Raw genomic sequence first — 16,607 nt, forward strand, 5'->3', positions numbered from 1 at the left:
GGCGAGGAACGGTGCGCGGGCACGCACACAGGCGGGTCAAAACGCGACGGCATGTTTTCCTTTCAGTTGCAGCATGTCGCGCGTTTCATCAGGCGTCGCGACTTCCAGATTCAGCAATCTCAGGATCGAGACAATGCGCTGCACTTGCTGCGCGTTGCCCGTGGCGAGCCGACCCGGCCCATCCCAGAGCGAGTCCTCGAGCCCTACGCGGACGTTTCCGCCCATCGAGGCGGGCATGGAGGCAAGCGGAATGCGTTTGCGGATCGGGCTGCAAATCAGAGCACTTCCGTTATGACTGTACATTGGCCGCGGCACGGCTGTTTTCCAGATCTTGCAGCTGTCGCCACATCACCTTGCCCGTGCTGGACTTGGGCAATGCGTCGACGAATTGCACCACCCGTGGGTACTTGTAGGCCGCCATGTTGCTCCTGGCCCAATTGATGATCTCTTCCGGTGTGGTTTCCTTCGCGGTGGACTTGAGCACCACCAAGGCTTTCACAGTCTCCCCGCGGTAGGCGTCACGCGAGCCGATGATGCAGGCATCCTGCACGGCGGGGTGCTTGTAAAGCAGGTTCTCGACTTCGGAGGGCCATACCTTGAAGCCGGACACGTTGATCATCCGCTTCAGGCGATCAGTGATGAAGTAGTAGCCGTCCTCATCCACGGTGCCCAGATCGCCTGTCCGGAAGTAGCTCCGTCCTTCCAGTTCGATGAAAGCGTCCCCGGTAGCATCTGGCTTGCCCCAATACCCCTTGAATACCTGCGGTCCGCTGACGATGATTTCACCGACTTCCCCGACCGGCAGTACCGTGAGCGTCGTCGGGTCGACCACGCGGGCTTCAGTGTTGAAGGTCGGCAGACCGAGACATTGCTGCTTAGGCCGATGGCTCGGATTGTTGTGTGTGGCGGCCATTGTTTCCGACAGGCCGTATCCTTCCAGGTAACTGAGCCCGAACTGTTGTTTCAGACGTTCCGCAACCGCTTGCGGCATGGCCGCCCCTCCCCCGCCAACGTGGCGCAGGGTCGTGAGATTGAATCGCTCAAGATTCGCGCTGGCAAGGAGGTCGATCACCATGGTCGGATTGCCCATCCAGTGGGTAACCCCATGCTGCGAGATGAGCTGGCCCGCAGCGTCGCGGTCCCAGCGGGGCAGCATCACAATCGTGGCCCCGCAGTAGATCGGTGCGTTCATGCCATGTTGCATGCCGCTCACGTGAAACAACGGCAGTACCGAAAACACAACCGATTCGGCCCCGCATGCCGACCAGAGGCAGTTACCGATCGCGTTATGCATGACGGATCGATGCGTATGGATGCAACCTTTGGGAGCTCCCGTGGTGCCGGAGGTATAGGGCATGACAGCCATGTCATCGACTTCGGCGTCATGCCGTGCAGGGACATACCGAGCCGCAAGCGCATCGGACCAAAGCGATACCTTGCCGGCAGCCCACACAGGCAGCTCATACGCCTGCGTCATCCACGCCGGCAGCGAAAGCCCGGCCGCAGCATCGACATCGGGTAGTTCGTCCGCATAGCGGGTCACCAGCACGCGTTGAAGATGGCCAGCCGACAGCAGGTCCGCGCTAATGCCCGTTTCGAAGGCGTCCGCTGCACACACGACCATCCGAGCCTCGCTGTCCGTCACGTAATGATGGAACTCGTCGGCCTTGTTCATTGGGTTGACCGGCACAACAACCGCCCCGGCGCGCAGGATTGCGTAATAGGCAACGATGAACTGCGGGCAGTTCTGCATATACAGCAACACCCGATCGCCTTTCCCGACGCCGGCTTCATGCTGAAGCCATCCGGCAATCGCCAAGGCTTGCGCATGCAGATCGCGAAAGCTGAGCGCATAGCCATAGCAGTGAATTGCGGTCTTGTGCGGGAAACGCTGCGCAGTGACTTCCAGGTTGTACCAGAGGGACGTTTCCGGCGACACAATCCCGGTGGATCCCTTGCCGGAATCTACGTGCGTCGGCGGAAAGTCCTGCCTTGTGTGCAACATCGCTTGCTCCCCCACGTCCTTGGCGCTCTGTCTGAGCCCCGGCCATCGCTTCGGCGTCTGAATCATCATTCGGGCTTGAAGTTGATCGAGCGCAACAGCTCGCCCTGACGTTCGGAGGATTCACGCACGTCTGCGGAAAGCTCTTCGCTGGTTGCCGGCGAACCGATCTCCATACCGAGGTCTTCAATCTTCTTCCGGATGTCGGGCGATTGCATCACCTTGAGCGTGGCGTCGCGCATCCTGGCCACCACGGCTGACGGTACGCCTGGCGCTGACCAGAGCCCCATCCAGCTGACTTCCTTGAGGGCGGGAAATCCCAGCTCGGCAAAGGTCGGTAGATCAGGAAGCGCGGAGATCCGCTTGGGGTAGGCAATGGCAAATGCCTTGAGCTTCCCTGCCTTGATGAATGGAAGCGAAGTTGCCGGACCGTCGAACATGAGCGGAACGTGTCCCCCCATTACGTCTTGCAGCGCAGGTGGCGATCCCTTGTAGCTCACGGTGCCCGTAGTCAGTCCGGCAAGACGATTGAATTGCACACCGATGGTCTGGCCACGCAAGCCGACACCGAAATTCGCATAGTCGACCTTACCCGGGTTCGCCTTGACATACGTGATCAGTTCGCCCAGGTTTTTCGCGGGCAGGCCAGGATTGCCGACGAGTACGAGGCCCTGCCGGGTAAGCTGTGTAATTGGAACTATGTCCTTGAACGGATCGTAAGACGTCTGCATGGTGTGGGGCACTTCCGAGGCAATACCCTTTTGAATCAACAGGAATGTGTATCCGTCCCGTGGCGCCGACAGCAGGCCATGGACGCCGATGGTTCCCGCTGCGCCGGCCTTGTTGTCGACGATCACAGCCTGTCCAAGCGGGCGTTGCAACTCATGCGCAAAGAGGCGCGCCACGATATCGGCCGTGCCGCCCGGAGGGGCACCAACGATGATCCGCACGGGCCTGGTCGGCCATTCGGCGGCATTCGCCGCTGGCGCGGTCGACAACAGTGGAACAAATGCAATCGTGAGCGCCAGGGTCTGGCGTGCAATCAGGGGGACGCGCTTCATCGCAGTTCCTTTCGTGGTGCCAGCGGCTTGCCGGCTGTGGTGGCGACTGGGTACTTCGGGCGGCAATGCCCCCGGGATCAGCCCGGGGCGAACAGGTGCGTCAGCCGGGGTGGGAACAACGGCGCGCACGGGGCAGCAGAGAGTCGTCGGGAAGCTGCATGTCTCACTCCAGGTGTTGATTGCGTTTCCTGGTTCCAGGGCCAACTTGCTTTGATGCAGCGGCCCGGCTCTGAAATGGCCTTCGACCAGATTCTGTGGGCTCACTCCTCCGGGCGCTTTGCTTCGCACGACAGAATCTTGCGGATCGCGACAATTGAGGTGCCCGGCACCACCCGGTCCAGACTTCACAAGGTGACTTCATGGGCGCGTTGGCGCGCAGCGCGCCTCTGATCTGGTACGCCGAGATCGCCCAGACCTTGGGCATCGTAGCCAGGGATGGCTCCATCGCTGGCGCTGGCACCTTGTCCCGAATAAGCAAATGAATGTCCCGGATTAGCAAGCGTTGATTGCGGCTGCCCCAGATACTCAGGCCACCGGATCAAAGCCGGATGACGCAGACATACGCATGAAGCGGATGGCCGGCGCCTGCATGACGCTGGCGGGCCGGGCCCCGCACAAGGCGCCCGGCGAATACCAGCCGGGCGACATCTCCTACCGAACCGACAACAGCCCTTCCCCTTGGAGAACCACCATGAATTTCCTCGACGGCCACCTCTTTCCCGAAAACCAGCAACCGCTGATCATTACGGCTGCGCCCTATGCACCTGGTTGGTTGCCTGCTGACTTTCCTGAAGACATCCCGGTCACGATGGAAGACCAGATCCAGAAGGCGGTGGACTGCTACAACGCGGGTGCCACGGTGCTGCACCTGCATGTGCGCGAACTCGATGGCCGGGGCAGCAAGCGCCTGTCCATGTTCAACGAACTGATCGCCGGCGTACGCAAGGCGGTGCCTGAAATGATCATTCAGGTCGGCGGTTCCATCTCCTTCGCCCCCGAGAACGAAGGCCAGGCCGCCAAGTGGCTGGCTGACGATACCCGCCACATGCTTGCCGAGCTGGAACCGACGCCGGACCAGGTCACGGTGACCGTCAACACCTCGCAGATGAACGTCACCGATCAGGCCGAAGATGCGGATTTCAGGGGCACGTCGCGCGCGAATCCCGCCATCTTCGACGCCTACAAGGAAATGACAGTGCCTGCGCAGCCAGGGTGGGTAGAGGAGCACGTCCGCCGCCTGACGGCCAAGGGCATTCAGAGTGCATTCCAGTGCTACAACCTCAACAGCTTTGAGTCGGTCGAGCGGCTGATGCGCCGCGGCTTCTACAAAGGCCCGCTGGTCATGAACTGGGTAGCAATTGCCGGCGGCATGGACACGCCCAGTGTCTACAGTCTCGCCAACTTCATTCGCGCAGTGCCCGATGGCGCGGTGGTCACGGTGGAAAGCAATGTGCGCAACGTACTGCCGGTCAACATGATGGGCATTGCCATGGGCTTGCACGTGCGCTGCGGCACCGAGGATTGTCTGTGGAACCAGTCGCGCACGGAGAAGATGAGCACCGTGAAGCAGATCGAGCAGCTGGTGGGCATCTCGCGCGAATTCGGCCGCGAGATCGCCACCGCAAAGCAGGCGCGCGAGATCTCCAGGATCGGCGTTTTCTTCGACACGGTGGAGGAATCTCTGCAGGAGAACGGCTTCGCGCCCAATCGCAACGGCGGCAACCAGGGCTTCCTGCGCAAGACGTTCTGAGCGCTGATCCGGGCGACGGGCGACGGGCGTTGCCAACTGGCGGTGGAACGCAGACCGGGCGAAGCAGGTGACATCTGCCAGGCGCAGGTGTTTACCCCAACTTCTATATAGGAGTCTTGACACAGCCCGTGCTCTTAAATACCTTCAGCTTCAGCAACGCCGCCGCCCAGTGACGAATTGCATGCGCCGTTGCTCCTCGCCGACGCGGCGATGGATTCAGTTGCCAAAAGATTCGCCCGAGTGATCATATGAGTACCCTGATTCGCAGCGCCCTCCTGGTCAAGTACTCCGAGATTGCCCGGACCCTGGGCGTCGACCCGGAGCGCATGATCCACCACGTCGGTGCCGACCGGACATGCATCCTTTCGCCGGACCTGCATGTTCCGGAATCATGGCTGGCGAAGGTGCTTGAATCCACCGAGCAGGCGTCCAGCTGCTCTTCCGTAGGCCTGCTGATGGCTGAGGCGTGGCGGCTGTCCGATTTCGGCCCCATCAGCCTGCTGCTCCAGCACCAGCCGACGCTGCGTCATGCACTGGGGCAGGTGGAGACATACCGTCATCTCCTCAGCGAGTCCGTCACTGTCCACGTTGAAGAAAGCGATGAGATCGCCGTCGTCCATCAGCAGCTGATTACGGAGAGGCCGAATCCGGGACGGCAGCCTGTCGAGCTTTCGGTCGGCGCGCTTCTGTCGCTGATGAAATCGATGCTTGGGGGACGGTGGAAGCCGCGGAGCGTACACTTCTCGCATCCTGCGCCCGCAAGTCTCCATATTCACCATCGACTGTTCGGCACAAGGGTCGAATTTGGCTGCGACTTTGACGGCATCGTATTGGACCGCCAGGACCTTGACCGGCCCAATCCGCTGGGCGACGTGAGCCTCTCGCGCTACGCCAAGGAGTTTCTTGACCATAGCTCGGTCGGCAGGCAGGTTTCCATGGCCTCCAATGTGCGTCGCACGGTCCACTTGCTTTTGCCGCGGGGGCGAAGCGGTATCGACCAGGTTGGCGAGAAGCTCGGACTGAGCGCCCGCACGCTGCAACGACGGCTTGAGCAGGAAGGCGAAGAGTTCTCCTCCCTGGTGAATGACGTCCGGCGTGGCTTGGCCAGCCGCTACCTTGGGGATCATCGATATCCCGTGTCCCAGGTCGCGATCCTGGTTGGGTTCTCCGAGGTAAGCACCTTCTCCCGCTGGTTCAGCGCGCAATTTGGCAAGTCGCCGACTCGCTGGCGAGGTGACCTGCTCCAGTGAGTGGGCTGGCCTCATCAATACCACGGCCCTCGCCCCGACCGGGCGATCCGCATCGATATCCAGGGCCCGGCACAACCCATCAATACCCCCAGTCTGACTGACGGCGGCCTCATTCACGGCTGTTGCCGGCATCCTTCGTCTGCCGGCACCTGACCGTAGCGCGCCGTTCGCTCGATTCCGACCAATGCATTCGTGCCTGACGCGATTGGCCAAGTTGTGGCGTGTCCTGCCAAGCGGCGGCGGGTGGAACTGCCGAGAATCCCTAAGCGTCACGGCTCAGGAGCACCGGTCGTCCATTTGTCAGATCTCCTGAGCCATTAAACAGGAGACAGGATGAAGGCAGTACGCGTTATACCAGGCGCCGACGGTGGCCAGCTTGAGGTGCAGGATCTTCCCGATCCAAATCCGGGTCCCAACGAAGTGTTGGTCCGAATTTTTGCGTCGGGCCTCAACTTTGGCGAGATCAAGTACATGCGGGAGCACCGGGCCGGCAACCCGATGACCGCTGGCGTCGAGTTTGCAGGCGAAGTCGTCCGCGTCGGCGAGCAAGTCAGCGGCTGGCGCCAAGGCGACCGGGTCATGGGCCATGGCCGCGGCTGCCATGCCCAATATGTTGTCGCTGCCCCGCTGGCGCTGATGCCGGTCCCGAAGGATGTCTCATGGATCGATGCGGCCGCCTCCCGATCGACCGCACCTTCCCGATGGATTCGATTGCCGAGGCCTATGCGTACATCGCGAGCAGCCAGCACATGGGCAAGATCGTGCTCGTTGCCGACTAACTGCTGAAGCTGACCTGCTGCATCCGACAACCCGGCCACGACATCTCGCACCCGGAATCCTCCCCACCCGTGCGAACCGTGGCCAGTCTCGTTGCGACGCAACGCCGAGCAGCGATCAGAGGTTTGATGACAAGTCCGGTGCGCGGGCTTGCACCTGTGGAGCGGTTTGGCGTGACCCGCCAAATTGTGGCGCGATGGGTCAAGCGCATGGGGAGGCTAGTGCCGACAATGGAATCCAAGCTATCCGCTACCCGCTGGCGGGCCTGTCAACTTCCTACGTCAAAGGAAAAGTCGCTATGCAAATCAACCCCCTCACCTGCTCGATTGGTGCCGAACTGTCGGGTGTGAATCTCGCCGATGTGGCGCGCAACGATTCGCTGTTCACCGAGATCAAGGCACTACTGTTGAAACACCGGGTGCTGTTCTTCCGCGACCAGGACGTTACGCGCGCCGACCATGTTGCGTTCGCCAGGCGCTTCGGTGACCTGGAAGACCATCCTGTCAACAATACGGTGCCGGGCTATCCGGGCCTGATCGAGATCTACAAGAGTGACAAGCGGGACCACTTCGAGAATACCTACCACACCGATGCGTCGTGGCGGGCGACTCCGCCCAAGGGCGCAGTGCTGCGCTGCATTTCCTGTCCGGACGTGGGTGGCGACACCATTTGGGTGAACATGGTGGACGCGTACAAGAACTTGCCGGAAGAGATCAAGCAGAAGATTGCCGGCCTGCGTGCGAAGCACGGGATCGAGCATTCGTTTGGCGCGATCATGACGACGGAGGAGCGCGAGAAGCTGGTGAGGAATAACCCGCTGGTGGACCACCCGGTGGTCAGGACGCACCCAGAGACGGGAGAAAAGATCCTGTACGTGGGGCCATTCTCTACACACTTCATCAACTACCACACGCCGGAGAATGTGCGCGTCGGGCAGGACAAGACCCCTGGCGCGAGCCTGCTGCTGAACTACCTGCTCAGCCAGGCGGCGATTCCGGAATACCAGGTGCGCTTCCGCTGGAAGCCGAACAGCGTAGCGATCTGGGACAACGTGGCGACACAGCACTACGCCGTGAGCGACTACTGGCCGGCGCCGCGCAGGATGGAGCGCGCGACCATCATGGGCGACCGTCCCTTCTGAGCCTCCCAAGGACGGTGCGCGCCAGGCACTGCGCGGACGCTGCCGGGCGCAACCGCGTTGCCACCAGACGCTGACCAGGCACGGCAACCCGTCGCCGCGCCAAGGCCGGCCAGTGCGTCCTCACGCTCAACGGCTCGCCACTGCTGGATGACCGCTTCGGCAAGACATTCAATGCTAATGAGGAACTCGAATTCCATGACCACTAGAAAGCCGCCAACGGTTGTGATTGTCCCTGGCCTTCGCGATCACATGCCGGATCACTGGCAAACGCTGCTGGCTGAGCGTATGCGAAAAATCGGAAGAGCGGTACACATCGTGCCCCAGATTGACCAGGACAAGATCCTGCGCGGCGCACGGGTGGCCAACCTTGATCGGGCCGTGAACGGAATTGATGGCCCGATCATCCTGGTTGCCCACAGCGTCGGAGTCCTGATCACCGTTCACTGGGCGCAGCAAACGAAGCGCGAAATCGAGGGCGCGCTGCTAGCCGCGCCCCCCGATTTCGACGCGCCGTTGCCGGCCGGTTACTCCGATCCGCAGACGCTGGCAAGGAACGGCTGGACGCCGGTGCCGCGCGAGCGCCTGCCGTTTCCAAGCATCGTCGTCGGCAGCCGCAATGACCCGATCGGCAACTTCGAGCGAATCCGCGAGCTCGGGGACACCTGGGGCAGCCGCTTCGTCGACGCCGGCGACGTCGGTCATCTTTCGCCGGCTGATGGATATGGCACGTGGCCGATGGCCGAGGTGTTGATTCAGGAGTTGCAAGCAGCAGGGAGGGCTTCAGCGGTCCGGTGAAACCTGCGTGGTACCGTCGGCCGCCAATGGATTCAATCCGGGGCCGGGCAACAGGGTCTACCGCATGGACTCCGGCGGCCTGGCCGGTTCCCGCTGGGGCCTGCGTGGCGTAGAGGACCCTGCCCGCCTCCTTCGCCTTCCCTGTGCTTCCTCTTTCCGCGTTGGCTTGCTGCGACACCTCCGAGGTCACTTGGCATCCATGCGCTGAGAACTTCCTGCAATCCGGACAATCCCGCCCCCCTGCCATTGGGGGGCACACGGTGCCTGGCTCTGAGCATGATGGCGGCGTAGTGATGGCTGTAAATAAAATAGACACGAGGAGAAAAGGTAGTGAAATCATCCAGCAAGCTGAGCAAGCTTAATCTTGCACTCGCCGCTGTGGGTGCAATTTGTGCCGGCGGCGCACACGCGCAGAGCAGCGTGACGCTGTACGGCGTGGCGGACATGAACGTGGAATACGCCAACCATGTTGGCGCCGTTCCCACCGCCGCCAACAAATTCAATGCCGGCCCGTCCAACCATGTTTACCGCATGAACTCCGGCGGCCTGTCCGGCTCGCGTTGGGGCTTGCGCGGCGCGGAGGATCTTGGCAACGGCCTGAAATCCGTTTTTGTACTGGAAAGCGGCTTTAACCTGGATACCGGCACGTCGCAGCAAGGCGGCCGCCTGTTCGGTCGCCAGGCCTACGTGGGCATCCAAAGCACGCAGTTTGGCCAGGTGACTTTCGGCCGTCAGTACACCTCGATGTTCGAGAGTATCGCGAACTTCGTGCCGGCTGCCTTTGCCACGCAGTATGAACCGATCGTGATGCTGACCGGCGCGAACTTCCGCGAGGACAACACCATCAAGTACTCCGGCCAGTTCGGTGCCGTGTCCGCCCTGGCACACTGGTCCTTCGGTACCGGCCTGGCATTGCCCACGACGGTGGCCAACGGTCCGTTGCTCGGTGGCAACGGCGAGGTGCCGGGCCAGTTCCGTCGCGACACCGCCTATGGCGCAGCGTTGACCTATATCTCTGGCCCTGTCGGTGTGGCCCTTGCTTACGACCAGTTCAACCCGACCATTTCCAACCCATTGACCGCTGCTGCCCTCGGTAGCGGCAGCTTCAAGAAGGCGACGGTCGCGGCAAGCTATGCGTTCGGCCCGGCAAAGATCATGGGCGGCTATCGCTGGGGCCAGAACAAGGACCAGAATGGCAGCCTGATCGAGCGCGACGACTTCTACTGGATCGGCGCCACCTACCAGGTGACGCCGGCGCTTGGCCTGACGCTCGAGTACAACTACGACAACGTCAAGAACTTCCTCGCCAGCACGTCGGTGCCGAACCCATGGCAAGTTGCGTTTATCGCGGACTACACGCTTTCCAAGCGGACTGACATCTACCTGACCACGGCATATGCAAAGAATGCAGGTCTGGGACTGGACTCCCCGATGATCGGCTTTGCCAACAGCCTATCCCTTGGCAATAGCTACACGCTTGCCAGCGGCCAAAGCAATATGCTCGGTGTCGCCGTAGGTATTCGCCACAAGTTCTAAAGGCAGCCCAACGACTGTGACAAGGCCTTGTTTGCGCAGCGGTCCTGGCAGGCCTGCGGATACGCTTACATGCATGCAGCCCCCGCTCATGCTCTTTGTGCCGCCTCGGCGGCATTTTTTTTGGCACTGACGCAGCCGACACAGATCACTGTGCAACTACCGGGTCGAAAAGACCCCCTACTCACGACAAACGCCGCCCCAACGTCTCGGGCACCATGGCGAGCCCGATCAGCGAGACAACGCCGCAGCCAATGACATAGAGAGCCGGCGCGTTAGGGTTCCCCGTGACCTGGATCAGCATCGTCGAGAACAACTGCGCGAAGCCCCCGAACACCGCGATCGCCACGTAGTACGTGACCGACATGCCCGTTGCGCGTAGCCGCTGCGGCAGCACCTCGCTGACCAGTACCATCGTGGCGGGAGAGGTCATCGCCATCGGTACGGCCAGCAGCCCTACCACGACTAGCAAGCACGTTAGGGATGGAAAGCGGTTCAGGAGCGAGAAGGCAGGATAGATCATGACGAGCAGCGCCACCCGGGACCACCAGACCACTTTCCGGCGCCCGATGCGATCGCAGAGCCAGCCGGACAGCGGTGCGAACACCGCCAGCACCAGCGAGGCGACGAAGCCTGCCCAGATGGCGTCACCGCGCGAGATACGCAACTGGAAGGTGGCGTAGTTGGCCAGGTAGAAGGCGATGATGTGGACCGAGGCCGCTAGGCCGATCATCAGCAGCACGCTCGCCAGCAGTTCACGCCAATGTGCCTTCAGCAACTTGCGGCCGCCGTCCTTCTTCGTGGCCTTCTTCGGCTCCAGCACCAACGTCTCTTCCAGACGGCGCCGGATGATCTGACCGATCGGAATGACCAGGATGCCAATCAGGAAGGCGACGCGCCACCCCCAGGACTCGAGTGCGGAAGGCGGCAGCGCATGACTGAGCACCAGTGCAACCAAGGCAGCGAAGACAGCGGCAACGCCCTGGCTGGACGCCTGCCAGCTGGTGTAGAAGCCCCGCGATCGCTGATCCGCATACTCGAGCAGCATCGCGCTGGCAGAGCCCATCTCGCCGCCGATGGCGAAGCCCTGGATCAGGCGGGCAAGAATCATCAGCACGGGGGCAAGGACGCCAAGTTGCGCATAGGGTGGCGTCACCACCAGAATCAGCGCACTGAAGGCCATCAGCCACATCGAGAGCACCACCGCCGGCTTGCGGCCTACGCGGTCGGCATACGCACCGATAACCAGGCCGCCCAAAGGCCGCATCAGATAGCCTGCCCCAAATGTGCCGAAGGACAGCAGCAACTGGCCGAGAGGATTGCCGACTGGAAAATACAGGGGAACGATCAGGAGGGCGAAGAAGTTGTAGACACCTGAGTCATACAGCTCCAGCGCGCCACCGATGGTAATGGCGGAAACGGCCGAAACCTTGGATAGCGGCTTGGGCGCGGAGGTGTTCGGCATGGCGCGTGGGGATGTGGCTCCCATCGCAGTCGGATCAGAGGGCATTGGTGTCTCCTGCCTTGCGGCGGTGGATCAGCAAGTACATGGCTCGCTGCCGGTAGTCGTTACTGAGGGGATGGGATTTGCGCATCCGCACCGGTATCCGCTAGTCCAGGCGCACCCCCGATTGCTTGACCACGATGGCCCACTTCTTCTGCTCAGCGGCAATAAACGTGCTGAACTGCTCGGGTGTGCTGCCGGCCGGTTCATAGCCTCTGCCGACCAACTGATCGCGGACACTTGGCATGTTCAGGGCTTTCGCAATCTCCGTGCTGAGGCGAACCACGATCTCCTTCGGCGTCCCGGCAGGTGCCACCAGGCCATACCATTCGCTCGCCTCGATCCCGGGGAATCCCGCTTCCGCCATGGTTGGCACATCCGGCAGCATGCTCAGGCGCTGCTTGCTGGCTACCGCGATGGCTCTGATCTGGCCGGATTTCACGAACGGCAGCACCGCGGGAAGGCCGTGAAACATCATCTGGATATGGCCGCCGACCATGTCGGTCAGTGCCTGCGGTCCGCCCTTGTAAGGGGCATGGATGACGTTGATGTGGGCTGCTTCCTTGAACGACTCGCCGATCAGGTGCTGTTGGGTTCCCGGCCCTGGCGACGCATAGCTCATGCGCCCCGGCTCCGATTTAGCGCTGGCCACCAGTTCCTTCACCGATTTCGCCACCGTCGGATTCACCACCAGCACATAGGGTGAACTGGCCAGCAGGCTCAGCGGTGCAAAATCCTTGCTCGTGTCGAAGGGCAGGTTGCTGTAGAGGCTTGGGTTGATCGTCATCGGTGCGCTTGCCACCAGCAGCGTATAGCCGTCCGGTGCTGCCTTCGCGCCCATGCCCGCACCGATATTGCCGGTGGCGCCGGGCCGGTTGTCCACGAGGACCTGCTGGCCAAGGCTGATGGAGAGCTTCTCCGCCACGGTACGGGTGACGGAGTCGACGCCGCCGCCGGCCGGCCACGGTACGATGATACGGATCGGCTTGTTTGGGTACCCACCCTGCGCCCACGCGCAGGGGACGGTAGCAGCCAGTGCAATGGCAGACAGAAACAGGCCTGCACGGCGCAGTACGAAGTTCATCACGGTCTCCAGTCTTTATAGTTTGATGATGCTCTACACACAAACTTGCTTGCTTCGCCCCGAGTGCGCGCCGGTATGTTGCCTCTGGCTCAAGCCTTGGCCTTGCGCTTCGGCCCGTCTTCGCTCTGGGCACCAAGGGCGCTACGCCACTCGGTCATCAAGCGCTCCCATCTGGCCCGGACTGCGGCCAAATTTCGCGCCTTGACGTGGCCGTAGCCGCGAACGTCTTCCGGCAGGCGCGCGATTTCCAGTGCCAGGTCGAGATTCCGTTGCGACAGCGTTTGCAGAAGCTCTTCGATACTCTTGCGGTACTCCCCGATCAGTGCCCTCTCCACCTTCCGTTCCTCGGTGTAGCCAAACGCATCGAACGCGGTACCACGCAGGCCTTTCAGCTTGGCCATCACCCGGAACGCGGTGCGCATCCACGGGCCGAATGGCCGCTTGACGAGCTCGCCCTTCTCGTTCTTCCTTGCCATCAAAGGCGGCGCCAGATGGTGGACCAGCTTGAAGTCGCCCTCGAACATCGCGGCGACCTTGCCGATGAAGGCCGGGTCGGTATGCAGCCGCGCCACTTCGTACTCGTCCTTGTAGGCCATCAGCTTGAACAGGTAGCGTGCGACCGCTTCGGTGACCTTGTTGCTGCCAAAGCGCGACTCCACGGCCTGGACCTCGGCAACAAAGTCCTCATACTGCGCGGCATAGGCGCGGTTCTGGTAGCGGGTGAGGAACTCGGCGCGCTTGCCGATGACATCGCCGATTGAAGGCTTCCTGACGAACTGAACCACCTGGGCATCGGCGGACCGCACGGGCACCTTGGCCAGATCGTGCGCGCAGTGCCGGCCCCACTCAAAGGCCGCCTTGTTGTTGTCGACCTGCACGGCATTGAGTTCGATCGCGCGCATCAGCGCTTCGCGCGACAGCGGCACCCGGCCCTTCTGCCAGGCGTAGCCGAGCAGCATCAGGTTGGAGTAGATCGACTGGCCAAGCAACTGCGTCGCCACTTGTTCGGCATCAAAGATGCCGATCTGGCCGGCCTCGACGCCTTGCGCGATCGCCGCAATAGCCTGGTCGCTGTGAGACTGCCAGTCCGGATCGCGGACAAAGGCCGAAGTCGGCGTCACGTGGCTGTTGAGCACGACGAAGGTGCGGCCGTGCGACATGGTCGCCAGCGTTGCCTTGCTGGCACCGACCACCGTATCGGAGGCGATCACGAGGTCCGCCATGGCGACATCGACGCGCGTTGCGTGCAGGGCGTCGGCTTCGTTGGCAATCTGGATGTGGCTCCAGGTGGCGCCACCCATCTGCGCCATGCCGGTGGCATCCTGCGTGATCACGCTCTTGCCTTCCAGGTGGGCCGCCATGCCGAGTACCTGGCCGATGGTCACAATCCCCGTCCCGCCCACGCCCGCCACCACGATGCGCTGCGCCTTGGCGGCATCCGGCAGCTTCGGCTCGGGAAGCGCCGGCATGTCGGATAGCTTCGTCTTGCGCGCCGCCTCCGGCTTCTTGAGATTTCCACCCTCCACCGTGACGAAACTCGGGCAGAAGCCCTTGACGCAGGAAAAGTCCTTGTTGCAGGTGTTCTGGTTGATCTCCCGCTTGCGGCCGAACTCGGTTTCAAGCGGCTGTACTGCTACGCAGTTGCTCTCGACCGAACAATCCCCGCAACCTTCGCAAACCAGTTCGTTGATGATGACGCGCTTGTCCGGATCGGACATGGTGCCGCGCTTGCGTTCCCGCCGCTTCTTGGTAGCGCACGCCTGGTCATAGATGATCACGGTGGCACCCTCGACCACCCGCAACTCGCGCTGCACGGCATCCAGCTCATCCCGGTGGCGTACAGTGACGCCGGGCGCCAGGTCTTTGACGACGGCATATTTCTGCGGCTCGTCGGTCACCACGACAATGCGCTTCGCCCCCTCCGACGCCAGTTCGCGCGTCATGCCCGGCACGTCCAGCTGCCCGTCGACCGGTTGCCCGCCCGTCATGGCAACGGCGCTGTTGTAGAGGATCTTGTAGGTGATATTGACGCCGGCATTGATCGATTGCCGCACCGCCAGCGACCCGGAGTGGTTGTACGTGCCGTCGCCCAGATTGGCGAACATGTGCGCGCGCTTGCTGAACGGCGCTTGCCCCATCCAGGGCACGCCCTCGCCGCCCATCTGTGTCCACGACGTGGTCGAACGGTCCATCCAGACCACCATCCCGTGGCATCCGATCCCGGCCATGGCAATGGATCCGTCCGGCACACGGGTGCTGGTGTTGTGCGGGCAACCTGGGCAGAACCACGGCAGACGGTCGGTGCCGCGGCTGTCGCCGGAGGGGAACTGGCGATCCTTGGCCTCGATTTGCGCCAGGCGCACGTCCATCCGCGCGGCGACATCCGGGGGCACGCCCAGCTTCTTCAGGCGGCTCGCGATGGCCTTGGCGATCAGCGCGGGGGTCAGGTCGGCCTTGGCGCGCAGCAGCCAGTCTTCTGCCGGCTTGCGGTGGCTCCATTCACCGCCGGCGCCTTCACCGTCGGCCGGCTCGTACTTGCCGATCACGGCAGGCCGTGCGTCGGCGCGATAGTGGTACAGCTCATCCTTCACCTGCTGCTCGATGATCGGGCGCTTCTCCTCGACTACGAGGATTTCGCGCAGGCCGTGCGCGAATTCGCGCACGCTCGTTGGCTCGAGCGGCCACACCACGCTCACCTTATGTAGCCGCACGCCAATCGCGCGGCACAAGGCATCGTCCAGGCCAAGGTCAGCCAGCGCCTGCCGGGTATCGCTGTAGGCCTTGCCGCTGGCGATGATGCCGAGACGGTCATTCGACCCTTCAATCACGTTGCGGTTGAGCCGGTTTGCGCGGACATAGGCAAGCGCCGCCGGCCACTTGATCTCCATCATCCGCGCTTCCGCCGCCAGAGGATCATCGGGCCAGCGGATATGCAAGCCGCCCTGCGGCGTGGCGAAATCTTCGGGCAGCAGGATGCGCACCCGGTCGGCATCGGTGACCACCGACGCGCCCGCCTCCACCACCTCCTGCACGGTCTTCATGCCGGCCCACAAGCCACTGAAGCGGCTCATGGCAAAGGCATGCACACCCAGATCCAGAATGTCCTGCACGCTGGCGGGAAAGAACACCGGCAGCCCGCAGGCGATAAACGTATGGTCGCTCTGGTGCGCGAGCGTGCTGCTCTTGGACACGTGGTCGTCTCCGGCCAGTGCGATCACACCACCCAGCGGCGCGGTGCCTGCCAGATTGGCGTGCTTGAGCGCGTCGCCGCTGCGGTCCACCCCCGGGCCCTTGCCGTACCAGATGCCAAACACCCCGTCGTACTTCTTGCTCTCGGCATCGAACTCGAGCTGCTGCGAGCCCCACACCGCGGTCACGCCGAGTTCCTCGTTGACGCCGGGCTTGAAGACGACATGATTGTCCGCGAGGTGCTTCTTGGCCTGCCACAGCGCCTGGTCGTATCCGCCGAGCGGAGAACCCCGGTAGCCGGAAATGAACGCGGCGGTATTATGGCCGGCCAGTGCATCGCGTTTGCGCTGCAGCAGCGGCAGGCGCACCAGTGCCTGGACGCCGCTCATGAAAGCACGCCCCGTGTCCAGTGCGTACTTGTCGTCGAGCGTGACGATTTCCATGGCCTTGCGTGAGGCGTCTGAGAGAGGGGCATTCATAGGGCAGGTACTCGCCAATTGTGTTGTGGGGAGGGCGACCAG

Annotated in this window: 12 protein-coding genes and 1 pseudogene; 7 read left to right on the forward strand and 6 right to left on the reverse strand. The window is 62.5% G+C overall.

Annotation, left to right across the window (positions count from 1 at the left end):
- Positions 1–36: 36 nt before the first annotated feature.
- The 3 genes from ACYP5B_RS10240 to ACYP5B_RS10250 form a co-directional block, all read right to left on the reverse strand.
- A complete protein-coding gene (locus tag ACYP5B_RS10240) occupies positions 37–315 on the reverse strand; it encodes a 3-keto-5-aminohexanoate cleavage protein (protein WP_459569508.1) in 279 nt (92 codons plus the stop codon).
- On the reverse strand, positions 290–2,005 hold the full coding sequence (locus ACYP5B_RS10245; RefSeq protein ID WP_459569532.1) for a long-chain fatty acid--CoA ligase: 1,716 nt from the start codon (positions 2,003–2,005) through the stop codon (positions 290–292). The genes ACYP5B_RS10240 and ACYP5B_RS10245 overlap by 26 nt, the downstream gene beginning before the upstream one ends.
- A gap of 65 nt (positions 2,006–2,070) precedes the next feature.
- Positions 2,071–3,063, reverse strand: a complete 993-nt coding sequence (locus tag ACYP5B_RS10250) for a Bug family tripartite tricarboxylate transporter substrate binding protein (RefSeq protein WP_459569509.1) — start codon at positions 3,061–3,063, stop codon at positions 2,071–2,073.
- 691 nt (positions 3,064–3,754) lie between these two features.
- Here ACYP5B_RS10250 and ACYP5B_RS10255 point away from each other — a divergent pair.
- From ACYP5B_RS10255 to ACYP5B_RS10285, 7 genes and pseudogenes are all read left to right on the forward strand, one after another.
- Entirely contained in the window at positions 3,755–4,813 is a 1,059-nt protein-coding gene (locus tag ACYP5B_RS10255) for a beta-keto acid cleavage family enzyme (RefSeq protein ID WP_459569533.1), read from the forward strand.
- Positions 4,814–5,061: 248 nt separating this feature from the next.
- Positions 5,062–6,063: an AraC family transcriptional regulator gene (locus ACYP5B_RS10260; RefSeq protein WP_400093327.1), complete on the forward strand. Its 1,002-nt coding sequence runs from the start codon at positions 5,062–5,064 to the stop codon at positions 6,061–6,063.
- A 333-nt stretch (positions 6,064–6,396) separates the two neighbouring features.
- A pseudogene (locus ACYP5B_RS10265) lies at positions 6,397–6,741 on the forward strand (alcohol dehydrogenase catalytic domain-containing protein); the annotation flags it as partial.
- A gap of 23 nt (positions 6,742–6,764) precedes the next feature.
- Entirely contained in the window at positions 6,765–6,842 is a 78-nt protein-coding gene (locus tag ACYP5B_RS10270) for a hypothetical protein (RefSeq protein ID WP_400093424.1), read from the forward strand.
- Positions 6,843–7,138: 296 nt separating this feature from the next.
- Positions 7,139–7,981, forward strand: coding sequence for a TauD/TfdA dioxygenase family protein (locus ACYP5B_RS10275; protein WP_459569510.1), 843 nt, complete (start codon positions 7,139–7,141; stop codon positions 7,979–7,981).
- Between the two features lie 195 nt (positions 7,982–8,176).
- Positions 8,177–8,776 carry an RBBP9/YdeN family alpha/beta hydrolase gene (locus ACYP5B_RS10280; protein WP_459569511.1) on the forward strand — a complete coding sequence of 200 codons (600 nt, stop codon included), beginning with the start codon at positions 8,177–8,179 and terminating at the stop codon, positions 8,774–8,776.
- 330 nt (positions 8,777–9,106) lie between these two features.
- Positions 9,107–10,312 (forward strand): porin, encoded by a 1,206-nt coding sequence (locus tag ACYP5B_RS10285; protein ID WP_400093331.1) that lies wholly within the window; start codon positions 9,107–9,109, stop codon positions 10,310–10,312.
- 181 nt (positions 10,313–10,493) lie between these two features.
- Here ACYP5B_RS10285 and ACYP5B_RS10290 read toward each other — a convergent pair whose 3' ends face one another.
- The 3 genes from ACYP5B_RS10290 to ACYP5B_RS10300 form a co-directional block, all read right to left on the reverse strand.
- Positions 10,494–11,819, reverse strand: coding sequence for an MFS transporter (locus tag ACYP5B_RS10290; protein ID WP_459569512.1), 1,326 nt, complete (start codon positions 11,817–11,819; stop codon positions 10,494–10,496).
- 100 nt (positions 11,820–11,919) lie between these two features.
- Positions 11,920–12,897, reverse strand: coding sequence for a tripartite tricarboxylate transporter substrate binding protein (locus tag ACYP5B_RS10295; protein WP_459569513.1), 978 nt, complete (start codon positions 12,895–12,897; stop codon positions 11,920–11,922).
- An 89-nt stretch (positions 12,898–12,986) separates the two neighbouring features.
- Positions 12,987–16,565: an indolepyruvate ferredoxin oxidoreductase family protein gene (locus ACYP5B_RS10300; RefSeq protein ID WP_459569514.1), complete on the reverse strand. Its 3,579-nt coding sequence runs from the start codon at positions 16,563–16,565 to the stop codon at positions 12,987–12,989.
- Positions 16,566–16,607 lie beyond the last annotated feature (42 nt).

Source organism: Cupriavidus sp. 8B (genome assembly GCF_054589115.1).

What these genes read in the sequence shown, in the direction of transcription:
- ACYP5B_RS10245 (WP_459569532.1), bottom strand. Translation starts at nt 2,005, where the DNA reads ATGTTGCACACAAGGCAGGACTTTCCGCCGACGCACGTAGATTCCGGC.
- ACYP5B_RS10250 (WP_459569509.1), bottom strand. Translation starts at nt 3,063, where the DNA reads ATGAAGCGCGTCCCCCTGATTGCACGCCAGACCCTGGCGCTCACGATT.
- ACYP5B_RS10255 (WP_459569533.1), top strand. Translation starts at nt 3,755, where the DNA reads ATGAATTTCCTCGACGGCCACCTCTTTCCCGAAAACCAGCAACCGCTG.
- ACYP5B_RS10260 (WP_400093327.1), top strand. Translation starts at nt 5,062, where the DNA reads ATGAGTACCCTGATTCGCAGCGCCCTCCTGGTCAAGTACTCCGAGATT.
- ACYP5B_RS10270 (WP_400093424.1), top strand. Translation starts at nt 6,765, where the DNA reads ATGGATTCGATTGCCGAGGCCTATGCGTACATCGCGAGCAGCCAGCAC.
- ACYP5B_RS10275 (WP_459569510.1), top strand. Translation starts at nt 7,139, where the DNA reads ATGCAAATCAACCCCCTCACCTGCTCGATTGGTGCCGAACTGTCGGGT.
- ACYP5B_RS10280 (WP_459569511.1), top strand. Translation starts at nt 8,177, where the DNA reads ATGACCACTAGAAAGCCGCCAACGGTTGTGATTGTCCCTGGCCTTCGC.
- ACYP5B_RS10290 (WP_459569512.1), bottom strand. Translation starts at nt 11,819, where the DNA reads ATGCCCTCTGATCCGACTGCGATGGGAGCCACATCCCCACGCGCCATG.
- ACYP5B_RS10295 (WP_459569513.1), bottom strand. Translation starts at nt 12,897, where the DNA reads ATGAACTTCGTACTGCGCCGTGCAGGCCTGTTTCTGTCTGCCATTGCA.
- ACYP5B_RS10300 (WP_459569514.1), bottom strand. Translation starts at nt 16,565, where the DNA reads ATGAATGCCCCTCTCTCAGACGCCTCACGCAAGGCCATGGAAATCGTC.